17 protein-coding genes, 2 tRNA genes and 2 pseudogenes are annotated in these 18770 nt (G+C 64.6%); 4 read left to right on the top strand and 17 right to left on the bottom strand.

Translation table 11 applies throughout. The features are described 5' to 3' along the window. Nucleotides 1-220: 220 nt before the first annotated feature. On the top strand, nt 221-1417 hold the full coding sequence (locus AB8Z38_RS06080; protein WP_369723543.1) for a bifunctional 2-C-methyl-D-erythritol 4-phosphate cytidylyltransferase/2-C-methyl-D-erythritol 2,4-cyclodiphosphate synthase: 1197 nt from the start codon (nt 221-223) through the stop codon (nt 1415-1417). 4 nt (nt 1418-1421) lie between these two features. Further along, nucleotides 1422-2033, top strand: a complete 612-nt coding sequence (locus AB8Z38_RS06075; RefSeq protein ID WP_369723542.1) for a CinA family protein — start codon at nt 1422-1424, stop codon at nt 2031-2033. A gap of 61 nt (nt 2034-2094) precedes the next feature. On the opposite strand, the gene AB8Z38_RS06070 is transcribed toward AB8Z38_RS06075, so the two are convergent. The 3 genes from AB8Z38_RS06070 to lipA all read right to left on the bottom strand — a co-directional run bounded on the left by AB8Z38_RS06070 (nt 2095) and on the right by lipA (nt 4397). Then, entirely contained in the window at nt 2095-2817 is a 723-nt protein-coding gene (locus tag AB8Z38_RS06070) for a mechanosensitive ion channel family protein (protein ID WP_369723541.1), read from the bottom strand. Nucleotides 2818-2942: 125 nt separating this feature from the next. Next, the gene (locus AB8Z38_RS06065; protein ID WP_369723540.1) at nt 2943-3434 is read right to left on the bottom strand and encodes a type II toxin-antitoxin system RatA family toxin; all 492 of its coding nucleotides are present in this window, start codon (nt 3432-3434) and stop codon (nt 2943-2945) included. Nucleotides 3435-3440: 6 nt separating this feature from the next. Beyond that, nucleotides 3441-4397 carry a lipoyl synthase gene (gene lipA / locus AB8Z38_RS06060; protein WP_369723539.1) on the bottom strand — a complete coding sequence of 319 codons (957 nt, stop codon included), beginning with the start codon at nt 4395-4397 and terminating at the stop codon, nt 3441-3443. Between the two features lie 130 nt (nt 4398-4527). Between lipA and AB8Z38_RS06055 the strand changes: the two genes are divergently transcribed. Then, nucleotides 4528-5130 carry a DNA-3-methyladenine glycosylase gene (locus AB8Z38_RS06055; RefSeq protein WP_369723538.1) on the top strand — a complete coding sequence of 201 codons (603 nt, stop codon included), beginning with the start codon at nt 4528-4530 and terminating at the stop codon, nt 5128-5130. A gap of 88 nt (nt 5131-5218) precedes the next feature. On the opposite strand, the gene AB8Z38_RS06050 is transcribed toward AB8Z38_RS06055, so the two are convergent. The 11 genes and pseudogenes from AB8Z38_RS06050 to AB8Z38_RS06000 form a co-directional block, all read right to left on the bottom strand. Next, the gene (locus AB8Z38_RS06050) at nt 5219-8095 is read right to left on the bottom strand and encodes a valine--tRNA ligase (protein WP_369723537.1); all 2877 of its coding nucleotides are present in this window, start codon (nt 8093-8095) and stop codon (nt 5219-5221) included. A 128-nt stretch (nt 8096-8223) separates the two neighbouring features. Continuing rightward, nucleotides 8224-8978: pseudogene (locus AB8Z38_RS06045) on the bottom strand (PopZ family protein). A gap of 336 nt (nt 8979-9314) precedes the next feature. Next, nucleotides 9315-10705 (bottom strand): annotated as a pseudogene (locus tag AB8Z38_RS06040) (TolC family outer membrane protein). A 204-nt stretch (nt 10706-10909) separates the two neighbouring features. Next, nucleotides 10910-11572 carry a protein-L-isoaspartate O-methyltransferase gene (locus AB8Z38_RS06035; RefSeq protein WP_369723536.1) on the bottom strand — a complete coding sequence of 221 codons (663 nt, stop codon included), beginning with the start codon at nt 11570-11572 and terminating at the stop codon, nt 10910-10912. A gap of 137 nt (nt 11573-11709) precedes the next feature. Beyond that, nucleotides 11710-11889 carry a hypothetical protein gene (locus tag AB8Z38_RS06030; RefSeq protein WP_369723535.1) on the bottom strand — a complete coding sequence of 60 codons (180 nt, stop codon included), beginning with the start codon at nt 11887-11889 and terminating at the stop codon, nt 11710-11712. A 176-nt stretch (nt 11890-12065) separates the two neighbouring features. Further along, nucleotides 12066-12140, bottom strand: a tRNA-Asn gene (locus tag AB8Z38_RS06025). A gap of 135 nt (nt 12141-12275) precedes the next feature. Beyond that, nucleotides 12276-12644, bottom strand: a complete 369-nt coding sequence (locus AB8Z38_RS06020) for a hypothetical protein (protein WP_369723534.1) — start codon at nt 12642-12644, stop codon at nt 12276-12278. 209 nt (nt 12645-12853) lie between these two features. After that, entirely contained in the window at nt 12854-14560 is a 1707-nt protein-coding gene (locus AB8Z38_RS06015) for a flotillin family protein (RefSeq protein ID WP_369723533.1), read from the bottom strand. A gap of 30 nt (nt 14561-14590) precedes the next feature. After that, nucleotides 14591-15256, bottom strand: a complete 666-nt coding sequence (locus tag AB8Z38_RS06010) for an OB-fold-containig protein (protein ID WP_369723532.1) — start codon at nt 15254-15256, stop codon at nt 14591-14593. Between the two features lie 10 nt (nt 15257-15266). Further along, nucleotides 15267-16430 (bottom strand): PspA/IM30 family protein, encoded by a 1164-nt coding sequence (locus AB8Z38_RS06005; RefSeq protein ID WP_369723531.1) that lies wholly within the window; start codon nt 16428-16430, stop codon nt 15267-15269. 260 nt (nt 16431-16690) lie between these two features. Further along, nucleotides 16691-16954, bottom strand: coding sequence for a hypothetical protein (locus tag AB8Z38_RS06000; protein WP_369723530.1), 264 nt, complete (start codon nt 16952-16954; stop codon nt 16691-16693). Between the two features lie 256 nt (nt 16955-17210). Here AB8Z38_RS06000 and AB8Z38_RS05995 point away from each other — a divergent pair, with 256 nt between their 5' ends. Then, entirely contained in the window at nt 17211-17405 is a 195-nt protein-coding gene (locus AB8Z38_RS05995) for a hypothetical protein (protein ID WP_369723529.1), read from the top strand. A gap of 57 nt (nt 17406-17462) precedes the next feature. Here AB8Z38_RS05995 and AB8Z38_RS05990 read toward each other — a convergent pair whose 3' ends face one another. The 3 genes from AB8Z38_RS05990 to AB8Z38_RS05980 all read right to left on the bottom strand — a co-directional run bounded on the left by AB8Z38_RS05990 (nt 17463) and on the right by AB8Z38_RS05980 (nt 18769). Next, entirely contained in the window at nt 17463-17609 is a 147-nt protein-coding gene (locus AB8Z38_RS05990) for a hypothetical protein (RefSeq protein ID WP_369723528.1), read from the bottom strand. 189 nt (nt 17610-17798) lie between these two features. Then, nucleotides 17799-17872: transfer RNA gene (locus AB8Z38_RS05985), tRNA-Cys, on the bottom strand. Between the two features lie 162 nt (nt 17873-18034). After that, the gene (locus AB8Z38_RS05980) at nt 18035-18769 is read right to left on the bottom strand and encodes a tRNA-uridine aminocarboxypropyltransferase (protein WP_369723527.1); all 735 of its coding nucleotides are present in this window, start codon (nt 18767-18769) and stop codon (nt 18035-18037) included. Between the last annotated feature and the right edge of the window lies 1 nt (nt 18770).

The following is an 18770-nucleotide window of genomic DNA, read 5'->3' as shown; positions in this document are numbered from 1 at the left end:
CGTCGCGTCTGCCATGACCTATCTTGCGCACAATTCTTGTGCAGTCAAGCGTCATGCCTACACTTTAGACAGTTCTCCAAGTTTTTCAAGTGCAGTGCAGCATAATGCTGTTTCCCACAATCCGGGGAAACCCCTTTTCTTGCGGCCCTGCCGTGCTAGAGGCATGCCGGCAATCAGCCCACTCCCCGACTCCTCACCAGCAACTGAGTATTTGAGTCCTATGGCGAATTCACAACGCACCGCAGTGGTCCTCGTCGCGGCCGGACGCGGCCTGCGGGCGGGTGCCGGCGGACCGAAGCAATATCGCCAGATTGGCGGGCAGCCTGTGATCTTCCGCGCCATGGAAGCGTTCAGCCGTCATCCGGACGTCTTCGCCGTACAGCCCGTGGTGAACCAGGACGACAGCGCCATGTTCACGGCAGCGGTCGCAGGCCTCAGCCACGAGCCGCCGACCAATGGTGGCGCCACCCGTCAGGCCTCGGTGCTCGCGGGTCTCGAAGCGCTCGCCCAGCACAAGCCCGACATCGTGCTGATCCACGACGCGGCGCGCCCGTTCGTCTCGCAGGGCCTGATTTCCCGCGCCATCGAAGCGGCCAACCGCACCGGCGCCGCAATCCCCGCGATCCCCGTGACCGACACCATCAAGCTCACCGGCGAAGGGGGCAATGTCGAGGACACGCCGGACCGGGCGCGGTTACGCATCGCGCAGACGCCGCAATCCTTTCGTTTCGACGTCATCCTCGAGGCGCATCATCGCGCGGCAAAGGACGGACGCAGCGATTTCACCGATGATGCCGCGATCGCCGAATGGGCGGGATTGACGGTTGCGACTTTTGAAGGCGATGTTGCCAATATGAAGCTCACCACTCCGGAAGATTTCGTGCGCGAGGAAGCGCGCATGGCCAGCCTGCTCGGCGACATCAGGACCGGCACCGGCTACGACGTGCACGCGTTCGGCGAAGGCGACCACGTCATGATCTGCGGCGTGCGCGTGCCTCACAGCAAGGGCTTCCTGGCGCACTCCGACGGCGATGTCGGCCTGCATGCGCTGGTCGACGCCATCCTCGGCGCATTGGCCGACGGCGACATCGGCTCGCATTTCCCGCCGAGCGACGTCAAGTGGAAGGGCGCCTCCTCCGACCAGTTCCTGAAATACGCCGTCGAGCGCATCACCCAACGCGGCGGCCGCGTCGCCAATCTCGAGGTCACGATGATCTGCGAGCGGCCGAAGATCGGCCCGTTGCGCGACATCATGCGCGCGCGCATCGCCGAGATCTCCGGGGTCGACATCTCCCGCGTCGCCGTGAAGGCGACGACCAGCGAGCGGCTTGGCTTCACCGGTCGCGAGGAAGGCATCGCGGCCACCGCGAGCGCCACCATCCGCCTGCCGTTTAACGACAAGACCTGGAGCGCGTAAGGCGATGGGCGGCAGCGACGCACGCGCCCTCTCCCGCTCGCTGCTCGACCTGTGCCGCATGCGCAAGCTGACGATCGCGACTGCTGAATCCTGCACCGGCGGCCTCGTCGCCGGCGCGCTGACCGATATCCCCGGCTCCTCCGACGTGATCGACCGCGGCTTCGTCACCTATTCCAACGACGCCAAGCGCGCCATGCTCGGGGTCGAAGCCAGCACGCTCACGAATTTCGGCGCCGTCAGCAAGGAGACCGCGACCGCCATGGCGGTCGGCGCGCTGGAACGTGCCGGCGTCGACCTCGCCGTCGCAATTACCGGCATTGCCGGCCCCGGCGGCGCCACGCCCGGCAAGCCGGTCGGGCTCGTCCACTTCGCCGTCGCCGCGCGCGACGGCCGTATCGTCCACCGCGAGCAGCGCTTTGGCGCGATCGGCCGCAGTGCCGTGCGCCAGCGCTCTGTCGTCGAGGCGCTGCGCATGTTGCTGGATCTCGCTCGCGGGCCACAGGCCGCGGCCAAGCCACGCCGCGCCGCTGCCGCAAGCCGCCTGCGCCCCCGCACGACGCGTTCACCGCGCCGGCACGCCGTAAAACGCAGGTCGCCACGGTTGCCGCGGGGTTGAGGCGCCCTACGCCGCCGCGAGCAGCGCGCTCGCATGATCGAGCACGCACTGCTTGACCGCGTCAGCGTCCGACGGCTTCGCCTTCGCGCTGACCGTCAATTCCAGGATCGGCGAGGCGGGATTGGCGACATCGAGGACCCTGGTGACGGAGACAGCAGGTTCGGCACGATCGTCGATGCGGGTCTTTCCGCAATTCCTCCAGGATTCGATCCGCCAGCGTGTTGGCACTGCCTGCCGGAACCGGAAACGCCACCTTGACCTCGCCCGTGCCGGGATAGGCGCTATGATTGATGATGGCCGCACCCCACACTTGCCCGTTCGGCAACAGGATCTGCGTATTGTCGGCCGCAATCAGCTCGGTCATGAACAGCGACAGCGATCTGACCTTCCCGGCCTTGCCCGCCACCTCCACATCATGCCCGATATGAAACGGCCGAAACAGCAGCAGCATCACGCCGGCCGCGAGATTGGACAGCGTGCCTTGCAAGGCGAGGCCAATCGCGAGCGACGTTGCGCCCAACACGGCGACGAGGCTTGCGGTCTGGATGCCGAACAGCTGGAGCACGGCGATGCCGACAATCGCCAGCACACCGTACCGCGCCACGCTCGCCACGAAAAACGTCACGAGCGGGTCGACGCGGTGGGTTACGGTGAGCACGCGCGTGACGAAGCGCTGCATCGCCCCCGAGAGGTACCAGCCGATCGCAAGCAGCACGATCGCGTAGATTGCGTCCAGCCCGTAAAGCACGAGCGATGCTTTCAGCGTTTCGAAATTGATGGTCATGGCAGCTCCAACCGGGACAACCGGCTGAGAACGCCCCGCCCTGCAAATTGATCCTATTGGAGATGGAAGGCGCCTCACGCCCACCAATAACGGCTGGATTCCGCCCTGCTGCAGCCAACCTTCGCTTACGCGTTCGACGACGGTGCGAGCTTACGTCGCCCATAAACTGCATCCGCCCGCTCCTCGAACGCCGCGGAAAAGCGCGCGAACGCCGCGTCGAACATCGAGCCCATCAGCAGCGCCAGCATGCGGCTCCTGAACTCGTAGGCGAGGAAAAAGCCGACGTCGCAGACGTCATGGCCCTCCTCCTGGCCTTTGGGCTCGAAGGTCCAGCGGTTTTCGAGATTGCTGAACGGACCTTGCAGGTACTCAACGAGGATTTTCAGGTTGGCGCGGTCAAGCGTCACCCGGCTGGTGAAGGACTCCTTGACCAGCTTGAACGACACCGTCATGTCGGCGACCAGCACCTCGGTGCCGTCGGGCTTCGCCATGCGCTGGCGGACCTTGAGCGCACTGCACAGCGGCACGAATTCCGGGTAGCGCTCGACGTCGGCGACCAGATCGAACATTTCGGACGCGCTGTGATTGACACGGCGCTTGCTCGAAAATCTTGGCATAGCGGTTCAGCGGGCGCGCGCGGCCCGGACAGCCTTCAGTCTCGCGAAATCCTCACCGGCATGATGCGACGAACGGGTGAGCGGGCTTGCCGACACCATCAGAAAGCCTTTGGTGTAGGCGACCTTTTCATAGGACGAGAACTCGTCCGGCGGCACGTAGCGCATCACCGCGTGGTGCTTGCGGGTCGGCTGGAGATACTGACCAATGGTCAGGAAGTCGACGTCGGCGGAGCGCAGATCGTCCATCACCTGCTGCACCTCGTGGCGCTCTTCGCCCAGGCCCACCATGATGCCGGACTTGGTGAAGATGGTGGGATCGAGCTCCTTGACCCGCTGCAACAGCCGGATCGAATGGAAGTAGCGCGCGCCCGGACGCACCGTGAGATAGCGCGACGGCACGGTCTCGAGATTGTGGTTGAAGACGTCGGGCTTCGCCGCCACGACGACATCCAGCGCTCCCTCCTTACGCAGGAAGTCGGGCGTCAGGATTTCAATCGTGGTCGTGGGGCACGCGGCCCGGATGGCGCGGATAGTCTGGGCAAAATGCTCGGCGCCGCCATCGGCAAGATCGTCGCGATCGACCGAGGTGATGACGACGTGGGCGAGCCCCAACTTGGCGACGGCTTCGGCGACGTTCTGCGGCTCGGCTGCATCCAGCGCATTGGGCATGCCGGTCTTGACGTTGCAGAAGGCGCAGGCGCGGGTGCAGGTGTCACCCATGATCATGAAGGTCGCGTGCTTCTTATCCCAGCACTCGCCGATATTCGGGCAGCCCGCCTCCTCGCACACCGTGTGCAGGCCGTTGGCGCGCACGATGTTACGGGTGTCGGCATAGCCGCGGGTGTTCGGCGCACGCACACGGATCCAGTCCGGCTTCGGCGGCGAAGCGGAATCGGGGCGGTTCACCTTTTCGGGGTGGCGCGGGCGCAGCGGGTTCGAGATGGTGTCGACAATAACGACCATGGGGTGTCCGGTCTGTTCAGGTCCTACCTAGTCGGTCTCGCCCGCCATCGCAACCCGGCTCGCACCGCTTCAGGGATCATGGCAGATATGGGCAATATCCTGCTCTGTTCTCAGGCGATTCTCACCTCGAATGGCTCCAGTCTCGAAGACCTCTATTCCCCGGCTCGGCAAGCCGCTGAAGCGTGCCTTTTTCGGGCGCAGCGTCCACGAGGTCGCGCCCGACCTGATCGGTGCGACCTTGCTGATCGATGGCGTCGGCGGGATCATCGTCGAGGTCGAGGCCTATCATCATACCGAGCCGGCGGCGCACTCCTACAATGGCCCCACGCCGCGGAACCAGGTCATGTTCGGGCCGCCCGGCTTTGCCTATGTCTACCGCTCCTACGGCATTCACTGGTGCGTCAACTTCGTCTGCGAGGCGGAAGGCTCGGCCGCGGCCGTGCTGATCCGTGCGCTCGAGCCGACGCATGGTTTGGCGGCGATGCGCCGCCGCCGCCATCTCCAAGATGTCCACGCGCTCTGCTCGGGCCCCGGCAAGCTGACCGAAGCGCTCGGCATCACCATCGCGCACAACGCCCTGCCGCTGGACCGGCCGCCGATCGCGCTGCATGCGCGGACCGAGGATCCGGAGGTGCTGGCCGGCATTCGGATCGGCATCACCAAGGCGGTCGAGCTGCCCTGGCGCTACGGCGTCAAGGGTTCGAAATTTCTCAGCAAACCGTTTCCGAAGTGATCGTCATTCCGGGGCGGCTCGAAGAGTCGAACCCGGAATCTCGAGATTCGGAACTGGTCCTTCGGACCGTCCCGGAATGACGGGCGTCTCACGACGCCTGCTTCAGCCGCTCCGTCGCCCCCAGCAGCTTGGCCTTGCGCGCGAGCGCGGCCTCGCGCTTTTCGCGCTCCTCCTCGACGACCTCCTCGGCTGCGTTGGCGACGAATTTCTCGTTCGCGAGCTTGGACTCGGCGCGCTTGATGTCGGCGTCGGCCTTCGCGATCTCCTTGTCGAGACGCGCGCGCTCCGCGGCAACGTCGATCACGCCCTTGAGCGGCAGTGCGGTCACCTCGCCGCGCACGAGAAGCTGAACCGCACCGTCAGGCGCGCGATCGGCGAAGGAGATATCGGACAGCCGCGCCATGCGCTTGATGACGTCGGTCCAGCGGGGAGCGCGCTCCCTGGTTTCGGCGGAAGCACCGACGAGCACCAGTGCCGTCAACGTGGCCGGCGCAATGTTCATCTCGGCGCGCACCGAACGAATCTGCGTGATCAGGTCGATGACCCAGCCGATTTCGGCTTCCGCGTTGGGATCGGTGAAGTCGGCGTGATCGAACATCGGCATGGCCAACATCGGCGAGACAAGCGACTCGGTTGGCCCCGTCGCCGCGGCGAGCATCGCGAGCTGCTCCGGCGTCGGCTCAGCCGGCTTCAGTGGCCACTGAGCCAGTGCGAGCAAGCCGTCGCGTTTCGCCGTCACCTCCCACAGCTCTTCGGTGATGAAGGGCATGAAGGGATGCAGCAACTTCAGGATCTCGTCGCGCGCCCAGGCGACCATCGCGCGGGTCTCAGCCTTGGCCGGACCGTCGGGACCGAGCAGCACGGGCTTGGCGAGCTCGACGTACCAGTCGCAATAGACGTTCCAGACGAAGCGATAGATGCTGCCCGCGGCATCGTTGAAGCGATAGGCTTCGATCGCCTCGGTCACCTCGCGGGTGGTGTGCGCACTTTCATGCGCAATCCAGCGGTTCAGCGTCTCCTTCGCCTTCGCCGGCTCGAAACCATCGGGCACGGCGCACTGGTTCATCTCCGCGAAGCGGGACGCGTTCCAGAGCTTGGTTGCGAAGTTGCGGTAGCCTTCGACGCGGCTGGTGGCGAGCTTGATGTCGCGTCCCTGCGCCGCCATCGCCGCCAGCGTAAAGCGCAGCGCATCGGCACCGTATTCGTCGATCAGGTGGAGGGGATCGATGACGTTGCCCTTCGACTTCGACATCTTGGCGCCCTTCTCGTCGCGGACGAGGGCGTGGATGTAGATCGTCGAGAACGGGATCTCCTTCATGAAGTGCAGGCCCATCATCATCATCCGGGCGACCCAGAAGAAGATGATGTCGAACCCGGTCACGAGCGCGTTGGTGGGGTAGTAGCGCTGCACTTCCGGCGTCTCGTCGGGCCAGCCGAGCGTCGAGAATGGCCACAATGCCGATGAGAACCAGGTGTCGAGCACGTCCTCGTCACGGGTGATGAAGCCGTCGCGCTTGTTGCGGTCGAGCGCCATCTCGCGGCCCTGCTCGACCGTGATCACTTCCTGCTCGACGTAATAGCCGAGAGCGTGGCTGACGGCCTCTTCCTCGGTCTCGGCGACGAACACCTTGCCGTCCGGTCCATACCAGGCCGGGATCTGGTGGCCCCACCAGAGCTGGCGCGAGATGCACCAGGGCTGGATGTTCTCCATCCACTCGAAATAGGTCTTTTCCCAGTTCTTCGGCACGAAACTGGTTTCGCCCGAGCGCACCGCCGCGATCGCCGGCTTGGCCAGCGTCTTGGCGTCGACATACCATTGGTCGGTAAGATAGGGCTCGATCACGCTGCCGGAGCGGTCGCCATGCGGCACCATATGGGTGTGCGGTTCGATCTGCTCGACGAAGCCAAACGACTCCAGCCGCTCGACGATCCGCTTGCGCGCGGCGAAGCGGTCGACGCCGTGGAATTCCTCGGCGAATTGCACGGCGCCCTCGGGCAGGTCGCGCAGATAATCCTCGTTGTCGAGGAGGTCCAGGCAGCCTTCCTTGTCGAGCACGCTGATCCGGCGCAGGCCGTGGCGATTGCCGACCTCGAAATCGTTGAAGTCGTGCGCCGGCGTGACCTTCACCGCACCGGAGCCCTTTTCCGGATCGGAATAGTCGTCGGCGACGATCGCAACCTTGCGGCCGACCAGCGGCAGGATGATGTTCTTGCCCACGAGCTTCTGATAGCGCTCGTCCTCGGGATGCACGGCTACGCCGGTGTCGCCAAGCATGGTCTCGGGCCGGGTGGTGGCGACGACGATGAAGCTCGAGGGATCCTCGGGGCTGAAGGTCTTGCCCTCGATCGGATAGCGCAGATACCACAGGCTGCCCTTGACCTCGGTCTGCTGCACCTCGAGATCGGAAATCGCGGTCAAGAGCTTGGTGTCCCAGTTCACCAGCCGCTTGTCCTTGTAGATCAGGCCGTCGCGGTGCAATTCGACGAACACCTTGACGACGGCCTTCGACAGGCCCTCGTCCATGGTGAAGCGCTCGCGCGACCAGTCGCAGGAGGCGCCGAGCCGCTTGAGCTGGTTGATGATGGTGTCGCCGCTCTCGGCCTTCCACTGCCACACCCGCTCCAGAAACTTCTCGCGGCCCAGCTCGCGGCGGCCCGGCTGCTGCCGCTCCATCAACTGCCGCTCGACCACCATCTGGGTGGCGATGCCGGCGTGGTCGGTGCCGGGCTGCCAAAGCACGTCGCGGCCGCGCATGCGCTCGAACCGGCACAGGATGTCCTGGAGGGTGTTGTTGAGGGCGTGGCCCATATGCAGCGAGCCCGTCACGTTCGGCGGCGGGATCACGATGGTAAAGGGCGCGGCGTCGCGGCGGTCGGGGCGGCCGGCCTTGAAGGCAAGGCTGTCCTCCCACACGACGGACATGCGGGCTTCGATATCGGCGGGCTGGTAATTTTTCTCGATCATGGGGCTGGTAGAAAGCCGCGCGCGGGGTTCAAGTCAACGGAAAGCTCAGCGGCAAAAGGGCTTTCCGGCCCGGCGGGCAGGCTCAATATGACACAGGAGCGGGGTTTCCCGGGGCGGTACGGACCACCCTACCTGCCGCCGCGCGAGACCCGCTCGATTTCGGCCTTCACGATGCGTTCAACGAGCCCCGGCAAATTGTCGTCCAGCCAGGATTTCAGCATCGGGCGCAGCATTTCCTTGACCAGATCCTCGAGGGTCCGTGCATTGCTGCTGAGCACCGTGTGGGCGAGCGAATTGAACGCGGATTCGACCGCCGAGACGGTCGTTTGCGCCAGGATCGGCTGCTGTGGCGGCAACTGCGGCGCGTCGTAGTCAACCGGCTCGTAAGACGACGGTGGCGGCGGTGGCGCACGGCGCGGGGCGGCCGGCTGCTCAGCGAACTCAAGATCGTCCCGTGGCTCCACCTTGCGGAAGCTCGGCGGCGGGGGTGACGGCGTCGGCGCGGGAACCTCGACCGCCATCTCGTCGGTCAATTCGAGAACGTCCGGTTCGGGCTCGGGCTCAGGCTCCGGTTCGGGGGCCCGCACCTCCGGCGCCGCGGTGGCGCCGTCGAGGCCAGCCAGCAGCGCGTCGATATCGTCCTGGTTGTTGGATTCAGCAGCTGCAGGCTCCGGAGGCGGCACAGGCTTGGCAGCGGCGGGCGGCGGCGCCGGTCTTTCGGCAGCAGGCTTCGCTGCAGGGGCGACCTTGAGGGTGGAATGTCGTTCATCGCCTGCGGCTTTGGCGCAGGCGCGGCAGGCGCTGGCTTCGCGGCCTCGGCCGGCGGCGGCTTGGCCTCGTCGTCGGCAATGATGCGCCGGATCGAGGCCAGAATCTCCTCCATGGAGGGTTCTGTGACCTTTGCAGGCTGCGTCATCTCCGACTCCAAATCATCAACGCCCTCGCATGCGTTGTTTTACACCAAGCACGGCAGGATTGGCCGGTTCCGGACAGTCGGCCCCGACATTTTCGTCGTGACAATCAGACTTGTCCCCAGATCACGGCGCAACGTGCGGCGGTGCGCCCCTCCCCGTCACTCAAGCAGTACGCACGCAACATCGGATGCGACGCGAATCGACCCGCAGCGTCTCGGCAAGGCTATGTCAGGGATTTTGACGATTGCAAGCAAAGCGCCGATCGACCTCGACTGTTTGCGAGGTCGACCGGACAACTATGGCAATCAGCGTCCGTCCGGCGTGCGCACACCGGCCCAGCTGTCGCGGACCTGCTGGTAATGCACGCTGGGATCGTAGACCGTGGTCGAAAGACCGAGCACCTGCGGTGCGAGACGGCCGACTGCACTGAGCACGGAATAGGATGCAACCACACGATCGTGCTGCGCGGTGACGAGGGCAACGCGCGCGTTGACCAGCGCCTGCTGGGCATTGAGGACGTCGAGGGTGGTGCGCTGTCCGGCCTTGGCCTCTTCGCGGACGCCGTTGAGCGCGATCTCGACGCCGTGACCTGCGCCTGCGCGGACTGCACCTGCGCCTTGCCGGCTTCCAATTGACCCCAGGCCTGGACGACGTTGGCGCGGGTCTGGTCGCGGGTGGTCTCAAGGTTCAGGCGCTGCTGCGCCAGATTCTCTTCGATTGGCGGATGAGCGAATATTCTGCACCGCCCTGGTAGATCGGCACGGAGGCCGTCGCGATGGCCGAAGCCGTGTTCGTTCTGAAGACCGTCAGCGTCTGCTGATAGGACGTAGTGACGGCAGCCTGGAGCGAGACCGTCGGCAGCAGCGCGCCTTCGTTGATCTTGACCTGGAGATAGTTGACGTCGATGCCGTACATCGCAGCGGTGACGTTCGGGTTCTCCACCAGGCTCAGACTGACCGCGGAGGCGATCGAGCCTGGCAGGAAGCGATCGACCGGCGAGCCCGGGGCAAGGTTCCCCGGCTCGTTGCCGATGATCCTGCGGAAGTTCGCGCGCGTCGTCGTCAGATTCTGATTCGGCGGTGAGCGCTTGCGTCCTGCCGGCAGCGAGCTGCGCTTCGGATTGTGCGACGTCGGTGCGCGTGACCTCGCCCACATTGAACCGATCCCGCGTTTGCTTGAGCGTCTGTTCGAGCACGCGCACGTTGCTGCGCTGAACCTCGAGAGTTGCCGAATCGCGCAGGTAGTCCATGTAGGTCGTGGCGGCCTGCAGCAGGACTGTCTGCTCGAGCACACGCAACGCCTCGCGCGACCCCGAGACCTGGCTCTCCGCCGCACGCGTCCTGTTGGCGGTCTGATTGCCGTTGTAGAGCGTCTGGTTGACGGTCAGGCTGGCGCTGTTGGGCTGAAGGGGCGGGTCGGTATGGATCGTCGGGCCCTTCTGCACCTGTTGGATGTCCTGATACTGATACCCGGTGGCGAGGCTCAGATTGACCTTGGGGCGATAGCCCGACAAGGCCTGAGGCACGTTCTCGTCGGTCGAGCGCGCTTGGGCGCGCTGTGCGTTGAGCTGCGGATTGTTTTGGTAGGCGCGCACCAGCGCAGCCTCGATCGTGTCCGCCAAGGCAGGCGCCGGCCCGGCAAGCGCCGTCAGCAGGACCGAAACCGCAACTCCGGTGAAGAGCTTCACCCCATGCATCCCTGAAATTCCGTTCATTCTCACGTCAGGCTCGTGCCCGCGAGCCTGGTTACCGTATCCGAGTGGAGTCGTTACCCCGCAGCAACATAGGACGCGGTTAAGCGCGACGGAACCACCTGGCGGTAGTTCCCAGCGGAAACTCTTCACGTGCAGCATCCCGGCCACACTAATGATTCAGAACGGGATTTTACAGGCTTTGGGCCGTCAGAAGACGAAGGCGGCGGCCCGTTCGAGGCCGGGAAGCACCGGGGCGGCGGCATCGAACAGCGGCCGATAACCGAATTCGCCGTGGGAACGGGTCACGACCATGGCCCGCGACGGCCTGGATTCGGCAGAGACCCCCACCAGGCGACCGCCCTCCCTGAGCTGGCCGAACAACCCGTCCGGCATCACCTCAGTGGCGCCGTTGAGGATGATCACATCATAGGGAGCGGCAGCCGCGTCCCCATCCGCGCAGGCGGCGGCCTTGCAGGTCACGTTGGTGAGCCCGATCGCGGCACAGGCGTCCTTGGCCTTCACGGCCAGAGCCGATTCGCATTCCGTCGCAGTGACCTGACGCGCAAGCTTCGCGGTCAGCGCCGCGAGGTAGCCGGTGGCGCAGCCGACCACCAGCACGTTGTCGCTCTCGCCGATCTCCGCGGCCTGGAGCAGCTTCCCCGTCAGCGCCGGCTTGATGAGGTACCGCTTGGCGGCCCCTTCGCTCACGTCGAGATCGAGATCGAGATAGGCCAAAGCCTGCCTGCTCGCCGGAACGAACGCCTCGCGCGGAACCATCAGCATGGCATCAAGGATGCGACGATCGGTGACATCAGAGGTGCGCACCTGGCCATCGACCATTTTCTGGCGCGCGGTCGCGAAACCGGACATTTGCGGATCCTGCAATGCGGCCGACGCCGCGAACGAAAGTTGCGGCATCTTTGGAGCAGGCTCCGCGAAAACGCAACACGTCCGTTGGCCGGGTCGCCTGCAGAACGCTCGGTTTACGGCAGCGGAAGCGAGCCGGCCTATTCGATCGCGACCGCAAGGCGGCCGATCAACGCAGCGACCTCGTCCAGCCGCGCCGATTCGGGTGTCTCAACCGCTCGCGCGAGCCGCGCCAGGCACTCATCGTCGCTGAGTTCGGGAATGTCGGCCGGCAGAAACGAAGGGGCCCGCTGGGAACGGTCGACCTGGATGTCTCGCATGGGAATCAGCTCCGTAAAGGCCCGGCCCTTGGAAGCTCGATTTGAATTGAGTCGATTTGGCGTCCCAGCAGCGGCATGCTCTCTGATACCGCACACATTCAATTGAGACTCTGCCGCAACGAGATCACGCGCCAGATCAGAATCTCGAGATAAGTCGCTGAATATGCGGTGAAATTTGGCTCCCCGGGCTGGATTCGAACCAGCGACCATCCGATTAACAGTCGGATGCTCTACCGCTGAGCTACCGAGGAAAAGGCGAACCAGTCGTTCGCGCGCGGCTGCGTATAACAAAGCCGCTTGCGCTTGCAAAGGACGAATTCGTCATCTTACGCAGCGCATCGAGGAAGGGCCTGTGCGGCCCCTCCTCCCGGCCGCCGAAGGCAAGATTACTCGGCGATGAAGGACGTGGTCTTGGTGCCGGAGTCGTAACGCAGCCTCAGCACGTTGAACTTGCAGAGGTTGACGTTCTTCCACAGCACCGATTCATTGTAATTCTGCCAGTCGACACGGACGTTCCAGACACATCCCTCATCATCATCGTCGAATTCGACATAGGTGGTCGCCTGGTTCTGGAGCACCTTGTCCAGTTCATTGTCCCACTCGTCCATGCCGTCGTCCGGCCCGTTGAAGCCGAGAAATTTGATGGCATAGCCGGTCTCGTTGACGACCGAGACGTTGCGGGCATCGGCGGCAAAGGACGGCGCGGCGGCCATCGAAAAACCGATGGCGATCATTGCAGACAGAAAATATTTCATATGAATTTCCCCGATTGAAAACGGCTTCGACGCCCGAGGTCGATCGGCACAGGCGCCGCGGCAACTAATGATGTTGCCTGAAACATTCGTCCGGGTTGCGATCGAAAGGTTCAACACCCAATAGACCAGCACTCCGAAGACGTGCGCGACGCGAGACGCGCGCGTCTTGTTTCCTGGCGATTCCATTCACGGCTGCAACGAACGAGCACTCATAATAAGTCGGCGCCGTTTGTTTTCTCCGGAGCTGGCACGACCGGGGGCGTTACGACGGCGCCGTTGGCTTTGCCGGTGACGGCGCCAACCAGCGCCTTCACGGGATCGTCGCCGGGGGCAAACCCGCCCTGGCGCAGGATCTCGTCGATCATCGGACGCAGCGCGTGCACCTTGAGGAGTTCGCCGGCGAGTCCTTCACCAAACCCGACATTGCCGGCGCCGGGCCCTCCACCGCCGAACGCGCTGCCGGTGTGCAGGATGCGGACGTCCTTGAGGTTGCCGATCGGCTTGACCATCTCGGCCAGCGCCAAGGGCATGGTCTCGATCCGCTTCTTGGCGAGCTCGAAATCGATCACGTTGGGACCGAGCTTGTTCTGGGCCTCGTTCTTGAGCGTGATGATGGCAGCCTCGGCCTCGCCGATGTTCCTGACGCCGACTGCCTTGATCTTGTTGGACTCCGCTTCCGCGGTCGCGAGCGTCTTGGTGGCCTCGGCCCGATCGAGCGCCGCCTTCTTCTCGGCTTCGGCCGCGACGATCACCTCGGTCGACTTGCGCTCGGCCTCGGTCCTCGCCGCGAGCACCTGGGTGAGACGGGCACGGTCGGCGACCTCGACGGCACGAGCGGTCACGACCTTTTCTTCCGCGGAGACGGCAACCGCTTCCGCCGTCTTGGCTTGCGCGACGGCTTCCGAGGTCTGCTTGCTCTTGGAGGCGATCTGGATCTCGTTCTCCTGGGTCGCGATCTGGATCTCGCGCTGCGCGTCGGTCTTGCGCTTGTTGATCGCCAGATCCGATTCGATGACGGCGGTTTCCTTGACTTGCTTGGCCCCAGCCTCCTTCTCGGCGACCGCGCGATCGGTGTCGATGCGGGCGTTCTCCTCGGTGAGACGGGCGGTCTGCGTCGCGGTCGCGACTTCGGCGCGGGTGCTCGCGGTCTTGTTGGCGATGTCGCGCTCCTGCGAGAGCTCGGCCTCTTTCTTGGTGCGCTCGATGGTCAGGGTCTGCTGCCGTGCTTCGAGGTCTTTCTGCGCAATCGCCACCTCATTGTCGCGCACGATCGAGTTGCGGTCGCGCCGGCGGGTCTCGGTGACGGTTTTCAGCTGGGTGAGGCCTTCGGCGTCGAAGAAGTTCTCGGGATTGAAGAACTTCACATCCGTCTGGTCGAGCTTGGTCAGGGACACCGATTCAAGCTCGAGACCGTTAGATTTCACGTCGGACTCCACGGTCGCCTGCACATGCTTGACGAAATCGCTGCGCTTTTCCTGAAGTTCCAGAATGGTCATGGTGGCCGCCACCGAGCGCAGGCCATCGACGAATTTTGCCTCGACCTGGTTGCGCAGGGCTTCGGCGTCGTTCGTCAGCGCACCCAGCGTCTGGCTCGCGAGCGCAATGCTCTCATCATCGGGACGGACGCGCACGTAGAACTCGGCGACGATGTCAACGCGGAGGCGGTCCTTGGTGATCAGGGATTCCCGCTCCTTGCGCTCGACGGTGAGCCGCAGCGTCTTCAGGTTGACGCTGGCATAGGAATGGAAGATCGGCAGGATCATGGCGCCGCCGTCGAGCACCACCTTTTTGCCGCCGAGGCCGGTGCGCACAAAGGCCTCGTCGCGCGTGGCGCGTTTGTAGAGGACGGTGAAGACGATGCCCAGAACGAGGATCAGCGCGACGCCGATCATGGCCGGGACTGCGATGTCGAACATGATTTTCTCCGATAATGATTTGCTGGCGACTTAGAATCGGCTTGTTAGAGAAGGGTTCGATGGTTTGAGTTCATCGCCGGCCTTGACCGCCACGAAGAGGGTGCCGGCGCGATCGACGAGCAGGACCAGGGTTCCCTGCGGCAATGGGCCGGAGGCGGGCGCTGCGACCGCCCAGACGAAGTGCCTGTTGCCGTGGACGTCGGCGACGCTGACCCGGCCCGGCGGGCCCTGGTCGAGCGGGCCGATGACGACCTCGCCGACACGACCCACGAGGTCGCCGAGACTGACGGCGTAACTCTCATCCTTGGGAATGACCCGTGCGATGGCGCCGCTGGCGACGCGGACCAGCGGAACCGAGACGACGACCGCCCCGACCGAGGCGATGCTTGCCGGCAACGGACCGGCGACCATCCGCGCGACGTCCTGGATCAGGAAGCCGGTGATCGAGAAGGCGCCGAGCAGCAGCAATAGGAAGATCAGCAGCGGCACGCCACCGACATTGATCCAGGAAATGGCGTTGATGATTCCGTTGTCGCTGGGGTGACCGAAATCGATGCTGGTGCCGAGCATCTCGCTCAACGAGGCCCCGACCAGCATCGAGACCACCTCGACGGAGCCGACGATGACGATCATCGCCGCCGCGATTGCGAACGGCCTGACCTCCGGCGCCATGACGTGTTCGAGCAATGTGCTCATGACACATGACTCAGGAGCGCGACTTCAATCGCGCCAGCCGCGCTGCAATCTCCTTGTCGCGATGCAACGTGCTGAGCTCGTCGATGTCGCTTGAAAACGGGATTGTTGCCGGAACGCCGGTGGCGCGGGCCACCGCCCTGCCGGCACGCAGCGCCTTCGCCGCAGCCGAAGCGCCGCCCGGTTTCCGGGGCGACCCGGATGCCTGATGGCTCGCGGCCGCCTCGCTCTTTGCGAGATCGGCCCGGCGCTGCTCGGCGTCCTGCAGCGCCGAGAGCACGGCGCGCAGCGAGGTGATGCATTGCTCGATCTTCTCGTTGTTCTCGTCGATGGCGCGCGAAAGCACCTCGAACTGCGCCTCCAGGTCCATCTGCCGCGCGATGCCGGCGCGCGCGAGATCGTCGCGGCTATCGGCGATCGCAGCTTCGATCTTCGGTGCGAGATCCGTCATCTCGCGCTCGATTTCGGTGCGCCTGGCGTTGAGCCGGTATTCTTCGGCGCGCGCAGCCGCGAGCGCGTCGCGTGCCTCGGCCTCGGCACGCTCGATCTCGCGGATGGCCTGTCCGACCACGCCGAGCTTGTTCTTGCCCTCCGCCTGCTCGATCGCATCATAGGCGATCCCGGCGATCAGGCGTCCGACTCGGGACAGGAAGTTTTCGGGAGCGGCAGCGATGGTATCCATGGCGTTCTCCTCCTCTGGCAGGCTGTTCGGCGTGACGCCGTAGTGAATCTCGAAACCCTCGTCGGTGCGGATCAGGTGCGCGGGCGCGCTTTGCCCCCAGCCGTCGGCGTAGCCGGCATAGTCGAACGGCACGCTGAAGCGCCCTTGCACGGTCGCAATCGAAATGGTGGCGGGGCCCTTGATCTTGGCGAGCTTGTCGTCGAGCGGCAGCCGGCGGCCGGCCGCCGCGCGATAGTCGGCACGATCGCGCAAGCCCAGCGTCACCAGCCGTGACGGCAGCGCGGTTTGTTTGCGGATCGGCTCATAGGCATAGGCATGCAGCAGGACGACGTTGGAGCCGACGTTATGGCTGCGCGCGACCTCGTCGAGGATCTCCATCATGCGGTCATAGGCCTGGAACGTCGCCTCCATCGCAGCCTTGGCGGCCGCATCAGGGGCAAGCCGGTAACGCAGCGCGGACGGAGCGCTTTTGGGCGACGGGCTCATCGAAAGCACTAAAGCACCATTTTGGTGCTTTAAGAAGGGAAACTTCGATCACGTTCCACTGATCCTTATGCACTCTGTCGGTTAGTCGCGTTCCGCCGGTCGCACGTTCAAGGCGGGCGATTCTCAACGTGGTCATTGCCGAATGAGGGGTGAATATGCTCGGCTGATACTCTTCTCAACAGCTTATCCGCAGCATATTCACAGGCTGGTTGCAGCAGATTTGCAAGGTTTCACGAGCTACTTGCTGCGCACAAATCCACAGCGGCCGCTCAGCCGCCGGCTTGGTCGAACACGGAGCGGCAGGCGTCGCTCAGACTGGACCGGTTGCGCCGCAGGCACGCGGTGATGGCGCGGACGTTGGGGATCTCGCCGGCACAGAGCCGGTAGACATCGGGGGTGCAGGCCCGGCGCTGCTCCGGGGTGCCCTGCTGCGCATGGGCGGCGGAGGCGAACAGCGTCAGGAACAGCCCGAGGGTCGAAGCCCGACGTGCTCGGCTCCTCACTCCCGCAAACCGCAAGAACCTCGCCTTCATGACCAGTCTCCTGTCTGCCTGTCTGCCCGGCCCCGGTTGGCCGGTGTGTGCAAGCGGTAGGAGGAATAAACAGCGAAGAATGTGATCTCTTTCACACTGGCAGCGCGTCCGAGACACCTAGGGTTCCACTGGGGATTTTCAGAAATCACTAACCATATGGGACCCGATCGCCGGATCGTTAAAATGCAAACGATCCGCGCAATCAGGAAACAAACTGGCTTTGCGACATTGCGTCATCCGAGATCCGGAGGGTGCGATGAGCGAAGCCGAATTCAACTTGCTGCTGGATACCGTCCGCAACGCCATGGTCCATGACGAATTGACGTTCGCGCCGGAGGAGAAATTCGTGCCCCGTTCGTGGAGTTTTGACGCGACGCTCAAGGCGGCGAACGACAACGAGGGCGCCTGGCCCCTCCTGCCCTTTCCGGACAGCTGGTGCGCGTCCTGCTGAGCCCGCGTGGCCAGACTCAACGCACGGACGTGTGCATCGCGCACCCGCCCCCGCCGATCAAGCCTTGACGCTCTCCTCGCCGTCCTGCGGCGCCCGGTCGGGTGCGGCGGGCGGGAAAATGCTGTCGTAGATCGCACGGGCCTCGCGAATGAGGCGAGCCCGCTCCAGCTCAGACTTCGGGATAAATCGGACGACGTCGCTCACATGCTCTCCAGCGCTCGATGGGTGGGGCTGCATCACCGGCCCATGCGAACTCTATGCCAGGCGACCTGAATCGGGGGTTTCCAACGGGCCCCGGGCAAACCCGGTGACCGCGCGCGGCCAAGCAGCGCTGACGTGCTCGGCGGAACCCACGCCGTCATCGAATTTATGATGTGCATCAGAGGCTTGTGATGGAGGCCACGTCGGGACTCGAACCCGAGTAAACGGTTTTGCAGACCGGCGCGTAACCACTCCGCCACGTGGCCCCAACGAGGGCGGAGCAATATAGGGGATCAGGGGTTTAGGCAACCCCGGGCAGGCTATGCCCTCGGCTCGCCAGTGAGGTATCGGCTGAGGATTTCCTCGGTCGTGCCGGCTCGGCGATCTCCGCGCGGGGCAATCAACCGCATGAACGAGATGAGCCGGAGCTAGGCTCGTTTGGCTCGCCGGACACCGCGCCGGCGGTCCTTCACCGGCGGCTTGGGCGCCAATTCCGGCATCTCGGCCTGAACCTCGCGGTAGCGTGTCAACAGCCGCTCGAAACTGGCATTCAAGGTTTCAGCGATGTCGGGGCGCCGCTCCAGCCCGGCCAGGATCATACCGGCGGCCTCGATGGTGGACAGCCCGTCCTTCCGCGGCTCGCGGCGCAGGCGCCCGTAGCGCGAGGGATGCGCCGGATTCAGGATCACGCGCTGGCATTTCAGCATCCAGGGATTGCGCCACCACAATGCCTTGGCCTGGCTCCAGGTGCCGTCGAGCAGCACCACGCCTTCGAGCTTGCCCAGGATGGCGCGCTGGTTCTCTGCAATCCCACCTTTGCGGGTCAGCGCCACGATCTCGCCCTCGGCGTCGAGATCGGCCGCGCGTGCCGAGCCGAGATAGAGCACGGCCCAGCGCGCGGCATTTTCGACCGGATGTCCGAGCGCCTTGGACAGGCTCGGCCAGGACAGACCCACCCGCAGCGTCGCTTTGGCAAAATGCTTCGCGGTCAGCCGCGCGGTGCCGAGCGCCCTGTCCTGCTCCTGCGGATGCTGGAGGATCAGGAGGCCAAGCCGGTTCTCGATCGGCGTGACACTGTCGCAGATGCACAGCGGCATCGGCTTCTGGCAGTGCGGACATTCGGGGATCGGTTCGGGCGCTGCGGTCGGTGCTGGGCTGGACATG

The organism is Bradyrhizobium sp. LLZ17 (genome assembly GCF_041200145.1).
Classification (GTDB): domain Bacteria; phylum Pseudomonadota; class Alphaproteobacteria; order Rhizobiales; family Xanthobacteraceae; genus Bradyrhizobium.
The sequence above is the reverse complement of the archived record's forward strand: the minus strand, read 5'-3'. Positions and strand labels throughout refer to the sequence as shown.

Bases quoted from the DNA above. Each gene is read 5' to 3' on its own strand.
- AB8Z38_RS05995 (WP_369723529.1), top strand. From the start codon at position 17,211: ATGAGCGAAGCCGAATTCAACTTGCTGCTGGATACCGTCCGCAACGCC.
- AB8Z38_RS06000 (WP_369723530.1), bottom strand. From the start codon at position 16,954: ATGAAGGCGAGGTTCTTGCGGTTTGCGGGAGTGAGGAGCCGAGCACGT.
- AB8Z38_RS06015 (WP_369723533.1), bottom strand. From the start codon at position 14,560: ATGTTCGACATCGCAGTCCCGGCCATGATCGGCGTCGCGCTGATCCTC.
- AB8Z38_RS06075 (WP_369723542.1), top strand. From the start codon at position 1,422: ATGGGCGGCAGCGACGCACGCGCCCTCTCCCGCTCGCTGCTCGACCTG.
- AB8Z38_RS06055 (WP_369723538.1), top strand. From the start codon at position 4,528: ATGGCTCCAGTCTCGAAGACCTCTATTCCCCGGCTCGGCAAGCCGCTG.
- AB8Z38_RS06080 (WP_369723543.1), top strand. From the start codon at position 221: ATGGCGAATTCACAACGCACCGCAGTGGTCCTCGTCGCGGCCGGACGC.
- AB8Z38_RS06030 (WP_369723535.1), bottom strand. From the start codon at position 11,889: ATGCGAGACATCCAGGTCGACCGTTCCCAGCGGGCCCCTTCGTTTCTG.
- AB8Z38_RS06050 (WP_369723537.1), bottom strand. From the start codon at position 8,095: ATGATCGAGAAAAATTACCAGCCCGCCGATATCGAAGCCCGCATGTCC.
- AB8Z38_RS06065 (WP_369723540.1), bottom strand. From the start codon at position 3,434: ATGCCAAGATTTTCGAGCAAGCGCCGTGTCAATCACAGCGCGTCCGAA.
- AB8Z38_RS06070 (WP_369723541.1), bottom strand. From the start codon at position 2,817: ATGACCATCAATTTCGAAACGCTGAAAGCATCGCTCGTGCTTTACGGG.
- lipA (WP_369723539.1), bottom strand. From the start codon at position 4,397: ATGGTCGTTATTGTCGACACCATCTCGAACCCGCTGCGCCCGCGCCAC.
- AB8Z38_RS06035 (WP_369723536.1), bottom strand. From the start codon at position 11,572: ATGTCCGGTTTCGCGACCGCGCGCCAGAAAATGGTCGATGGCCAGGTG.
- AB8Z38_RS05980 (WP_369723527.1), bottom strand. From the start codon at position 18,769: ATGTCCAGCCCAGCACCGACCGCAGCGCCCGAACCGATCCCCGAATGT.
- AB8Z38_RS06020 (WP_369723534.1), bottom strand. From the start codon at position 12,644: ATGAAATATTTTCTGTCTGCAATGATCGCCATCGGTTTTTCGATGGCC.
- AB8Z38_RS06010 (WP_369723532.1), bottom strand. From the start codon at position 15,256: ATGAGCACATTGCTCGAACACGTCATGGCGCCGGAGGTCAGGCCGTTC.